Annotated in this window: 10 protein-coding genes and 2 pseudogenes; 6 read left to right on the top strand and 6 right to left on the bottom strand. The window is 67.3% G+C overall.

The features are described from left to right. From ROTAS13_RS11895 to ROTAS13_RS25735, 6 genes and pseudogenes are all read left to right on the top strand, one after another. Positions 1-726, top strand: a 726-nt coding sequence (locus ROTAS13_RS11895; RefSeq protein WP_139323336.1) for an IS110 family transposase, incomplete at its 5' end; no start/stop codon positions are given. A gap of 1,929 nt (positions 727-2,655) precedes the next feature. Next, complete coding sequence (locus ROTAS13_RS11890; protein WP_073140120.1) at positions 2,656-3,411, top strand: ParA family protein; 756 nt, start codon at positions 2,656-2,658, stop codon at positions 3,409-3,411. A 1,917-nt stretch (positions 3,412-5,328) separates the two neighbouring features. Continuing rightward, positions 5,329-5,801: pseudogene (locus ROTAS13_RS11885) on the top strand (IS5 family transposase); the annotation flags it as partial. Next, entirely contained in the window at positions 5,717-6,274 is a 558-nt protein-coding gene (locus ROTAS13_RS27145) for an IS5 family transposase (RefSeq protein ID WP_073140126.1), read from the top strand. The pseudogene ROTAS13_RS11885 and the gene ROTAS13_RS27145, both read left to right, overlap by 85 nt. A gap of 611 nt (positions 6,275-6,885) precedes the next feature. After that, on the top strand, positions 6,886-7,833 hold the full coding sequence (locus tag ROTAS13_RS11875; protein ID WP_073140129.1) for a replication protein RepA: 948 nt from the start codon (positions 6,886-6,888) through the stop codon (positions 7,831-7,833). 45 nt (positions 7,834-7,878) lie between these two features. Further along, positions 7,879-8,454 (top strand): annotated as a pseudogene (locus ROTAS13_RS25735) (transposase); the annotation flags it as partial. 221 nt (positions 8,455-8,675) lie between these two features. Here ROTAS13_RS25735 and ROTAS13_RS25730 read toward each other — a convergent pair. The 6 genes from ROTAS13_RS25730 to ROTAS13_RS11840 form a co-directional block, all read right to left on the bottom strand. Beyond that, positions 8,676-9,041, bottom strand: coding sequence for a helix-turn-helix domain-containing protein (locus ROTAS13_RS25730; RefSeq protein ID WP_073140135.1), 366 nt, complete (start codon positions 9,039-9,041; stop codon positions 8,676-8,678). A gap of 128 nt (positions 9,042-9,169) precedes the next feature. Continuing rightward, complete coding sequence (locus tag ROTAS13_RS11855) at positions 9,170-9,442, bottom strand: hypothetical protein (RefSeq protein WP_073140138.1); 273 nt, start codon at positions 9,440-9,442, stop codon at positions 9,170-9,172. 70 nt (positions 9,443-9,512) lie between these two features. Next, a complete protein-coding gene (locus tag ROTAS13_RS11850) occupies positions 9,513-10,388 on the bottom strand; it encodes a DUF932 domain-containing protein (protein ID WP_075822449.1) in 876 nt (291 codons plus the stop codon). A 185-nt stretch (positions 10,389-10,573) separates the two neighbouring features. Then, on the bottom strand, positions 10,574-10,819 hold the full coding sequence (locus ROTAS13_RS11845) for a hypothetical protein (protein ID WP_073140705.1): 246 nt from the start codon (positions 10,817-10,819) through the stop codon (positions 10,574-10,576). Positions 10,820-10,871: 52 nt separating this feature from the next. Continuing rightward, entirely contained in the window at positions 10,872-11,039 is a 168-nt protein-coding gene (locus ROTAS13_RS27140) for a hypothetical protein (protein ID WP_171979083.1), read from the bottom strand. Positions 11,040-11,063: 24 nt separating this feature from the next. Beyond that, on the bottom strand, positions 11,064-11,506 hold a 443-nt coding region (locus tag ROTAS13_RS11840), incomplete at its 5' end, for a hypothetical protein (RefSeq protein ID WP_216348639.1).

Raw genomic sequence — 11,506 nt, 5'->3', positions numbered from 1 at the left:
GGCATGGCCGTCGCGGTGGTAAACCCGCGGCAGGTCCGCGACTTCGCCCGCGCCACGGGGCGACTGGCCAAGACCGATCGCATCGATGCCGCCCTCCTCGCCCTCTTCGCCGAGCGCATCCGACCCGAGCCCCGCCCACTTCCCGACGCCCTGGCGCAGGCTCTCACCGAACTGGTCGCCCGCAGGCGTCAGGTGGTCGAGATGACCGTCATGGAGGGCAACCGCCGACGCTGCGCCCGCAATCCCAAGGTCCGGGCCGCCATCGATGCGACGCTGGCCGTTCTGCGCGCTCAGCTCGCCAGCCTCGACGGGGACATCGAGGGCACCGTGCGCGCCTCGCCACTGTGGCGCGAAACCGAGAACCTGCTGACCTCCGTCCCTGGCATCGGCGACGTCACCGCCCGCACCCTCATTGCCGAGTTGCCCGAACTGGGCCAACTCGACCGGCGCAAGCTCGCCGCCCTGGTCGGTGTCGCCCCTGTCAACCGCGACAGCGGACAGTTCCGTGGGCACCGCGCTATCGCCGGCGGCCGCACCTCCCTTCGCAACACCCTCTTCATGGCCACCCTGGTTGCCGTCCGGCACAACGCCGTCCTACGCGCCCACTACCAGGCCCTTATCGCCCGCGGCCGACCCAAGAAGGTCGCCCTTGTCGCTTGCATCAGGCGTCTCCTGGGCATCCTCAACGCCATCGTCCGGACCAACACACCATGGCAACCCGCTTGACCAACAAGACGGTCGCTCAGGTCCTTCCGTCGGCGGCTCTGATGGTCAGTTGGTCATATGGCACGAGGGCCGTTACCTGCGCTGTTGAAGAAGCGTTTCGGGGCTCGGTCACACCATTCCGATGCTCCTGCCAAGAGGGCTCGTGTGATCATGGGGAGATTGGTGGATCGTGGCGTCGTCGAGCTACGGCAGCGGTTCGCACATGTCCACGCTGTCCTGTGAGCTGTTACAGCGCCGGGAGCCTGGCACCACTTACGTCGCACAGCGCCGCCCGGGTGGCCCGCCGTCGGCCCGAGCGCGGCAAGTGTTCTGCTTGAGTGCGAAAGCCGGAACGGGTGTCGCCCCAGAATAGCGGCCGGTCGAGAGACGCGTGGCGCCCCGTCGAGTGTGGCCTCCGGAACCAGACAGCGTCGAGGCGAGGCCGTGTACGCCCGCCCGGTGAGGCTCCCTCGATGCGGCGAGTGGTGTTTTCGGCCGGACGAAGGGGAACATCCGTGGCTGGTCGGAGGCGCCACGCGGCCTGCATGGTACTGCGGTTGAACTTGCTCAGGATGCCTTACCCCAATCCCCTATCTGGTTTCTGATCGGCCCGTACAGGTCGGGCGGTTGTTTGGCGAAGGGGCCAATTTGCCATATGACCAGCCGACCTCGTGGCCTCATGCTGGGCCTCGGGCCAACGGCGGCACGGTGAACCAGCCCCTTCGGCTGCGACCGCCCCTACTCCTCTGCTAAGGCCGGCATCCCGCCGTACTTTGGCCCGAAGCCGAGGGACTGGTTGTCGGCCTTGAGAACGTGGGGCCGGCGGTTGCAGCCGAGCGCCTCCGCCCTCGGTGACTGCCGTCGCACCTCGTGCGTTAGGGAGGATGGGCAGCAGCGTCGTACGGACGCGCCCTCCTCCCCTCGGGTCCCACACTCCCCGCGTCCTTAGACACCTAGCGGCGCTTTCGAATCTCTCCTCCAGAACGGGCGGGTGTTCCTCGCCCGTGTGCTTGGTCCTCGGTCTCGAATCATCCTTTCGCGAGGCCACGCGTATGTGCCTGCTCCTCGTTCCTGCGGCCGAGCGGTCCCTCCCCTGCTGTCCGGGATGCAGCTCAGCCCTTAACGGGACACGGCTCGAATCCGGCATAATCGAGCGAACGCCGTTCGGCCAGTTGGTCATATGACACAATGTCCAATGGACCTTTGGACACTCAGGTTCAGCCTCCACGCCGGCCGGTGGCAGCGGAGCTGCGTCGGCGGCGGATGGTCTGACTTCTACGGCTGCACAATCTGCGGTGCGCCAGGCGACCGTCACAGCCCCGACCAGCTGCGGGATGATTGCTGCCGGCGCGTCGGCGCGCGAGCCGGAGCACAAGATGGTGTAGGTGGGAAAACGCATTGCGCTTCCCTAAGGCCATATCGCCATATGGCCATAATCGGCATTTGACAGAGGGGTTTCAGGGGCATTCGCGTAGCCCTCAGTGGATTCGGAGTGGCCGCCTTCAACGGGGCCGGTCGATGTGTGCCTTCCTACGGTTCCGGGTGGCCACGTGCGTTCGTCGCCCCCCCTCGCACACCGCATGGGTCGGGCTTCCACTGCTTTGACGGGCAGGAAGGCGGGGCCGGAAGCGTTGGCGCGCGGAATATCGGGGGCTTTGTGTCGGCACCAGCTGGAGGGACAGTGCTGGATCTGTTCAGGGCCGTATTGCGAGGGTGGGTGTTCGTCCGAGGGACCCGCCAGAGAACTCTAGACTGGGTTTGGAGGGGCGTGCACCCGCGGAGATTTCAGACTCGCTAGGGGCTCGGAATCGCCTGATCCCCGATCACTGAAGCATGCCGCGCCACTGCGCCCCCGTGCCAGCACGTCATATGGCGCAATGGCCGCCTCGCACATTGATCGTGTGGCCGCGGTGCGCTACGGCACGTGGGTCATTCTGTCCGGAGGCCGCCATGCTCGTCGTCAGTGTCCTTGCCCGGAAAGGCGGAACCGGGAAGTCGACCGCCGTTCGCTGTCTTGCGGTCGAGGCATTGAAGGCGGGCCGCCGAGTGGTCGTGATCGACGCAGACCCACAGCCCACATGCTTCCGCTGGGGCCAGCGCCGGGCTGCAGCGGGGATCCCGGTCCCGCTGGTGGTCGTTCCGGCGCCCGGAGGCCTCGCCGCGCAGATCGAAGGCTTCCGTGCCCAGGGCGTCGACCTCATCCTTGTGGATACGCCTCCGACGGCAACGCCCGCCGTCAACGCGGCGCTGGACTCCTCGACCGGCGCCCTGGTCGTCACCCGGCCGAACCCGGAGGACCTCGAGAGCGTGCAGGAGAGCCTCCGCGTGGCGAGTGCCCAGAAGCGGCGCACCGGCGTCATCCTGTGGCAATCGCCACCCGACAAGCGCGTCCGTGCGGTTGCCCTGGCCCGAGAAGCCCTCGTGGCCATGGGCGCTGATGTCTGTCCCACGGCCGTCTCAGCCTCGATCAGCTACCCGTATGCTTATGCAGAGGGCCTGACACCGCAGGAGCGTGAGCCGGAAGGTCGAGCGCGTGCAGAGCTGGCGGAGGTGTGGGGGTGGCTTCAGCGCTCTGGCATCATGGCCATTGGGCCATATGACGGTGGAGCTTCGAAGGTGCCGGACCAGGATGCTGGCACGCAAGCCGACGGGACGGCTAAGCGGGTTCGGGCCAAGACGTCCAGCAGGAAGGAGCTGGTCGCGTGAGCAAGCGTCCGGGAGCCCCTGTTTCATACGCAGCGTCGCTGATGGTCGAGCCACCGCGGGTCGCTTCACCCCCGTCGGCTGCACCGTCGCTGACTCCCGCACACAGGGCAGTTGGCGAGCCGGAGATGGTGCAAGTTAGGGGGCGCCGGCCTCTGGAGGATGCCGCCGATCCCTCTGTCGTCTACCTGCATCCGGCCGGCAAGAAGGCCCTGCGCCTCTACGCGGTAGAGCGGGGCGTGAAGGTCCACGACCTTCTCCTCGAGGCCATAGAGAGCTGGGCTTCCCAGAAAGGATTAGCCGGGCCTTGGCGCGTCCCGTCCTCTGGCCCGCCACGACGCCGCCGCGGGTAAGAAGCTGAAGGGGAGGCGAGGGGAGGGGAGAGGGCCCGGTGGTCATATGGCAACATGACCACGGGGTCACCTTGCCGGATAGCCTACATCTCCCGGAAGTCGGCCATCTGCCTGCCCGGTAGGGCGAGGCCCCGATGCTGGTGCACGCACCGACCAGAGCGGTCGGGAGTGGAGGCCGTTGATCCTTGAGCCGGCGGCCGGCTTGGAATGCACTGGCGGCAGCCGGCAAACCGATCGCGGAACTTGTCGGGGCAGGCATCAAACGCCCTGGCTTGGTCGCCAGATACACGATGAACAGCACCACCGAACTTGCCACGGACGGCCTGCCCCCTCCGTCGTCTACCTGCATCCGGCCGCTAAGAAGGCCTTGGGCCTCTACGCAGTCGAGCGGGGCTCGAAGATCCACGACCCTCTCCCCGAGGCGATAGGGAGTTGGGCTTCCCAGAAAGGGTTGGCCGGGCCCTGGCGCGTGCCGCCGTCGCGCCCGCCACGACGCCGCCGCGGGTAAGAAGCGGAAGGGAAGGAGAGGGCCCAGTGGTCATATGGCGACATGACCGTTCGGTCATCTGTTCCGTTGGCCACGGGCCAAATGGTGGACGTTCTTACCTTCTCTTAAGCGGCTGAAACCCTCTGGCGAGCCACGAGCCGACCAGAGCGCTGATCCATCGATCGCCGCTGACGGTGGAGCAGGCAGCGGCTGCGACCGCCGGCTTGAAATGTTCGGCAGCAGCGGGCCGTCCCACTCCGTTTCAATCGCTTCACCGCTCGCGAGGTCGCGGAATTTGGCCCGGCAGGCATCAAGCGCGCCTGGCTTGGTCGCAGATCTACCCATGGTCAGCTCCACGGACCTCGCCCTCAGAGCAAGGGAGCTTACCTCCGGAGGACGCGGCGGATCCCGCCGTCGTCCACCTGCACCCGCCGGCAAGAAGGGGCCGCGCCCCGACGCGCTTGAGCGGGGCGTATAGGTCCGCGACCTTTTCGAACTGCGCTTCCAGAAAGGACCGGCCAAGCCCTGGTTCGTGACGTCGTGGGGCCCGACACGGCGATGCCGCGGGTAAAGAGGGAATGGCAGGGGAGGGGGAGGGGGCCGCGTGGTCATATGGCAACATGACCACTCGGCCAGCCAAGGATCCGGTGCTATCGGCGGTGGGCAGTGCTGCCTGTTTCGGGGGAGCCACGGCCGATGCTGAATCACGGGCCACCAAACTGCTGTCCGGCGGTGGTCCTGACGGTGGAGCACGTGCCGGTTGCGGAGCCAGGAACCGAATGACGGCAGCCTTCCGGGGGGTTCTGACGACCCCAGGCCGGTAACCTTCAGGTGCGACCGCCGCGGCTTAGCGACACCAACTTGGGGCAACTCCGACGTCTCGCACCGCCGTGGCGTTCCCTCTTAGATCCAGCTCTCGAGCAGCCTGATCTCCCAGGGAGGGGCGTCGGAGTGCACCTCGGCGCATTTCGTTGAGATCAGGTCGGGACCGCCTGAGCCGAGAGCCTAGGCTCAGGACCCGTTAATCGGGGCTATGCGCTGAGTGGATTGGCTGATTCCATGGCGGCCGGAGGTGCTGCCATGGCTGACCTGTTTTGGCTCACGAAGGCTCAGGTGCGGCGGATCACGCCCTACTTCCCGCTCTCGCACGGGGTACCGCGGGTGGACGACCAGCGGGTCGTCAGCGGCATCCTCCACGTCATCCGTAACGGGCTGCGCTGGCGTGACGCCCCGGCCGAGTACGGGCCGCACAAGACGCTCTACAACCGCTTCATCCGCTGGAGCCGCCTAGGCGTGTTCAACCGCATCTTCGCCGGGCTTGCCGGGCGCAAAGGCGAACCGGACCGGCTGATGATCGACGCCACCCACCTCAAGGCGCACCGCACGGCCGCAAGTCTGCTCAAAAAGGGGCTGTTCCCCGCCGTATCGGGCGTACCAAAGGCGGCCTGAACTCCAAGCTCCATGCCGTCTGCGACGGTCGGGGCCGCCCCGTGGTCCTGCTCCTCTCCGAAGGGCAGATGAGCGACCACAAGGGAGCGGCCCTGAACCTCGACAGCTCGCATGTGAAAGCCCACCGCTCGGCGGCTGGCGGAAAAGGGGGGAGTGGACGCAAGCGGTCGGGCGCTCGCGTGGCGGTCGCACCTCGAAAATCCATTGCCTGGCCGATGATCGTGGCCGACCGCTCGCCTTCGCGCTGACGCCCGGCAACGTCGCCGACATCACCATGGCCCTGCCGCTGCTCCAGGCCGTGGCACGCCCCCGGCGTCTTCTCGCTGACAAGGCCTATGACGCCGAAAGCCTCCGCCGCTGGCTGAAAGACAGGCGCATCAAGGCCGTTATCCCGTCCACCGCCACCCGCACCGTGCCCTACCCACTCGACCACCGTGCCTACAAGCGCCGCAACGTCATTGAGCGCCTGTTCTGCCGCCTCAAGAACTGGCGAAGGCTGGCCACCCGCTACGACCGCCTCGCGCGAAACTACCTCGCCAGTCTCGCCCTCGTCGCTGCCGTCAGCGAGTGGACCTGAATGAGTCCCCTACCTAGTGCTTAGCAGCCTGGTCCGAACGGGCATGCATCAGGGATCTGCCCAGATGCAGCGCGGCGAATGTGACGTGGGGGGTCGATCAGGTGAGCTGGCGATGCCCTCTCGAAACCCTCACGAGAGCGGCGGACCGGAACCTCCTGAACAGCCAGATGGCGGAAGCGTCGGAATAAGCCGGGGCACCCATGCGCGTCGTGACCAAGGTCCAACCTCCGCGCCGCGTGACCAAAGTCCAAGGCCGGGCTCCTCCGCGACCAACGTCCAAGCGCTGTTACCTTCAAACCCTGCACTTCCGAGTCGTGGAGTCGCTGGTCCACCCTCGCGCTAGCGAAATCCACAGCCTGGGCCGGCCAGGAATTGGACCTTGGTCATACCGGCTTGGATACTGGTCATCCGAGGCGCCGGAGCCGAGACAGTGGCCCGCGTTAGGAAACAAGCACTTACCCCGGTTGTTCCTTTGGACCTCGGTCATGACTCAAGTAGAAGAATCTACAACTAGCTTTTCCAGTAGCTTCGATGACCAAGGTCCAAGGGCTCCATTCCCCGCCGGTTGGTGCAAAGGTCCTCCTTGTGAATGAAGGTGCGGGAGTGGCGCTTTGCGTGAGGTCCAGGAGGCTAGAAAGCTCGTAGAGGAGCATGGCAGGCTTGGTGCCATCGCCCGCTCAGACAGCCGTGGCCTCGTGGAGATCGTCGCCGCTTACGGAGCCGATGAGGAAGTCGGCATCCCGAGTTTTCTCTATTCGGGATGGGCCATGACGGCTCTCCCCCATTCCAAGATCCCGGACGATGAGGCCTGGAGGCTCGAGAACGGGCAGGTTGTCCTACTCGTAGAGCCCGGACGACGGGCAGCTCCTGGGAAAGCGGACGAATGGGTGGGGGTGCCGTACGGCCCGACCGCCCGACTCATCCTGATCTACCTCCAGACAGAAGCGTTGAGGACAGGCAGCCGCAGCGTCGAACTTGGCGGAAGCATGAACGCTTGGTTCAAGCGCCTCGACAAGAAGGCTGGTGGCAACTCCTACAACCTGGTTCGGCAGCAAGCGGAGCGGATTGCGACGTGTCGCCTCACTTTCCACAGCGAACGGAACGGCGTCCGTGCGGTACGGAACCAGTCGATCGTCGAGGAAGGGCTACTGTTTAGCGCCTCCGCGACCCACGACGAGCGCCAGTCGAGCATGTTCAGCGAAGGCGTCGTGCTCAGCGAAGGCTTCTTCAACAGCCTGAGGGAACACGCCGTTCCTCTTGAGGAGCGGGCGATACGTCACATCAGCCACTCCTCGATGGCGATCGATGTATATTGCTGGCTCGCCTACAGGCTCCATTCCATACGCCGCCCAACTCCAATCCCCTGGCCTGCCCTCCACCGGCAGTTCGGGCCCTCCTACGGAGCATTAGGAGCCTTCAAGCGGGCGTTCCTGAGCAAGGTCTTGCCCGCAGCACTGGCTGTCTATCCGGAGGCCGCGGAGAAAGGGGTGGAGGTGACCGACAAGGGGCTGATCCTCCGATACACACCGCCACCGATCGCCCCCAAGAGTCTCGCCTGACCGGGGATCGGGCCACGCGGACCGCGGATCCAGCGGGGCGGCCCCGGCGTGACGCTGGCGTTCTGCTGGAGCCATGTGCGTCGCGAGTTCTACGACCTGGCCCGGAAGAAGACGGCACCGATCGCGGCGGAGGCGCTGGAGCGGATCGCCGCCCTCTACGCCGTCGGGCCGAGATCCGCGGCCAGATACCCGAGCAGCGACGGACCACGCGGCAGGCCAGGAGCCGGCCACTGGTCGAGGACCTGTTCGCCTTGCTGGAGCAGCGGCTGGCACGCCTGCCCGGTGGCAGCCCCACGGCAGGCGCGATCCGCTACGCCCTGAACCGCGGTGCGGGATTCCAAAGGTTCCTCGAGGACGGTCGAGTGGACATGAACTCCAACACCGTCGAGCGCGCCATCCGCCCCGTGGTCCTCAGCTGGAAGAACGCCCTGTTTGCCAGCGGCGATGACGGCGGGCGCCGCACGGCTGACCTCGCCTCCCTGGTCGAGGCGTGCAAGCTGAACAGTGTCGACCCGCAGCGCTGCCTCACCGACCTGCTGACCCGCCTTGCCGATGGCTGGCCCAACAGCCGCATCGACGATGCTAATGCCCTGGTACTGGGCCAACGTGAAAGCTGACTGAGCGTCCATCGAACCCAGCAAGGGTCTGTAGCTCTCGCTTACGGTGGAGCAGACACCTAAAGCAGACCCTGAACAGCCTTTTTCCACCCAACCCGGCGCAGCTTGGCAACTCGGAGCGAACGGCAGGCCGGCGAAGCCGGCTGAGCGCGCGATGGACGATGCGGCGCCCCGGCGACGTGGTATCAGGCGGCTACGGGCCGGTTGGTGGCGTGCTCGCGATGGCTATGGGGAATCCGTCCCGTCACTCTGCTTCGTCCACCCGGGGGGGTGCGGAGCCGCGGCATGCGCTTCCGCGACCCGGCGCAGGGCTTCGGCCTCCTCATCTGACAGCGGCCGGATGCCGCGAGGGTAGCGCACCCACTCCCCCCGGTCGCAGCCCATGCGCTCCGCGATCTCGCGCAGCTCAGGCGACAGCGGCGCGTGTGCTGCCGCCAGCCCTTCCAGCCAGGCGGCGAAGCCGGGATGAACCGGCCGGCGGCCGTTAGCCATCTGGCGCACGGCGCCCGGATCGCAGCCGAGGCGACGGGCGGCGCCTCGCCGGGTCCAGCCGATCAGGTCTAGGCACTGGTTGAATCGATCGGGCGACATGCGGTGGGTAATGGCCCGGCGGCGGGGCCTGCCGCAACGCAGAAGGCCGCCCGGAGGCGGCCAGCGGCGGAGCGCGGAGCGGGACAGCGGGGGTGGGCCGAAGCCCGCCGGCACCACCTGCAACGCGGTCACGACGAGGCCCCGGTGGCGCCTGGCGCAGAACGATAGGGCGGAATCGCCGCAGCGGCGCGCACGGCCGCGCGCAGATTCAGCATGGCCAGCAACAGCGCCTCGCTTTCGGCGTCGATGAGGTTGCGAATGATGGCGCGGCCGGTGCCGTCCTCGATCACGGCCAGGAGGTAGGCGGGATCTTCTGAGCTGGTGCCGAGCGCCAGGCCGTTGCCGGCATCGTCGTTGAGGATGAGCGGAAGGCCCAGGATGGGCAGGGCGTGGCGATCCATGGTGCGGAGCTTTCGACGGGGTGGAGCAGGAGGGGAAGGAGGGGCGGTGACGGCTCCCCGCCCCGGCCCGTCAGGCGGCGCCCTTGAGGGCCGCCATGCGCTCGCCCAGCATCCACAGCGCGCGGTTGAGCTTGACGTCCTGGTCGATGCCCGTGACCTCGCGCGAGGTGACGCGGCGCGGTCGGTTGTTGCCGTCCCTGCCCCACGCCTGGAGGCCGCCGCGGATGGTATTTTCCTGCACCCGGTTAAAGGTGGTCCACAGATCGTCCAGGGCGTCCGCGACCCGGCGGGGGCGTAGGAACTGATCCGCCTGGATCGGAGTGGACACGTTGCCTTCCTCGTCGCCGAAGCGCAGCACGCGGGCCGCATCCGCGAGAGCGTGCTGTTCGTCCCGGTTGAGAGTGACGCCGGTCCAGGCGTCAGCCGCCTCGATAGCTTGGCGCGAGGCGTCCAGAACCTCGAAGCTGCCTTCGATCACCTGGCGCACCACGTCGCCTTTGTGCGGCACCTTCACTGAGCGTTCCGGCCCGTCCGACACCACCATCCCATTCAGGCAGGCGAGGCGGAACACGCCCGCGGTGACGTGGTAGGCGCTGGTTCCGTCGTGCGAGTTGATGAGCACGACCTCGGGGAAGGTCATGCCGAGGCGGCGCGGCTGGTTGGCCTGGCCCTCGTGGCGGAAGCGGATGAGGTGCTTGGTGTGGCCGCTGCGTTCGGCGTCGCGCGGGCGGGTCTGACGGGCCAGCACGGGGGCGAAGCCCTCGCGCCGTAGGCCTGCGATCACGTCCGCGGTCGGGATGTAGGCGTAGCGCGCGGAGCGGGAGGAATGGGCCTCGGTCGCGAAGGCGGACGGGGCGAGCTGCATCAGCTCTCCGTCGGACAGCGGGCTGGCGCCCATCGCGGCGCGGGTAGAGCCGAAGGAACGAGAGGAACGGAAGAACGACATTGGAGAGCGCCTTTGCTCTAGCCACCGAGGCATTGCGTCTCGGCTGAAAGGGACATTACACCCCCTTCCCCCTGCCGTCAACATTTTAAAAGTTTAAAAGTCATAAATCTGGTCGCGAGTTCGTGAGGTGTTGGGAGAGCCAGCGCCGGGCCGCTCCGCGGCCGGGGTATCTCGCCCGCGCACGATCAGGCGCCCGGTCTATAAGGAAACTTCGCTTCCAGCAGCTCCATGATCACGGCTTGCGCGGTGACGGTGCGGCCGGTCGCGGCGGTGCGCCTGGCGCCTTCCTCAACGAGTTGTGCGAGCTGGCCGCGAGGGATGCGGAGCGTGACTTGCACGGTGTCGCCGGGCGAGGGCCGGCCGGGGCGACGCTTGGCAGCGGGCGCGTCGTCCGCATCGTGCGGAACGGACGCGGCAGCGGTGCGGGGCATGTGGGCAAACCTTCTGCAAAGCCCTTCCCGTTAACTTCGAAACTTTAAAACTTCAACTGCCGGCGTCCAGGGCAAGGCGGATGCTGAACAGGCACGCGAAGGCCGCGACGGTGGGGATCCCCGTGACGGATGCGAGCAGCCGTCGCAGCGGCCCGCGGCCGAGAAAGATCACGGCCAGCAGCAGGCGAAGAACCAAGGCGCCGAAGCGCCACAGCGCCATGAAATTCTGACACCGTGGGACGCCTCACGAGCGCGGCCCGGTCGGCGCCACCGGGGGCGGCGCCTCATCCAGCCATAGCGGCACGGCGCAGGCTCGCCGGCCGGTCGGGTCGGCCCACACCGAGCGCCCCTCGCACCGCGCCAGCAGGCCCACCAGGTCGTTGCGGCGGATCGCGTCGGCCCAGGCTTGGGCCGAGGTGGACCCTTCCGACAACGCGGCGCGGATCACGCCCGAGGCGGCGCGCACTTCCGCCGCTTCCTTGGACCGTCCCCACAGATACCCTCCGCCGAGCGTGGCCAGCAGCAGCACCGCGGCGCCGACACCCGAGACCACCGCGAGCCGGCGGGACTGCCCGGCCGCCAGACGCACGAAGTCGGCCCGGCACGCCTGCACGAGCTGGCGCGTCATCTCGGCCCGTGCCTTGGCGTCCAGCGGTTCCCGACTGGCTTCCATGCGGGCCTGTAGCG

This window comes from Roseomonas sp. TAS13 (assembly GCF_001950415.1).
In the GTDB taxonomy this organism is placed as follows: Bacteria; Pseudomonadota; Alphaproteobacteria; order Acetobacterales; family Acetobacteraceae; genus Roseomonas; species Roseomonas mucosa.
Note: the sequence above shows the minus strand (reverse complement) of the source record. Positions and strands in the feature narration are given on the sequence as shown.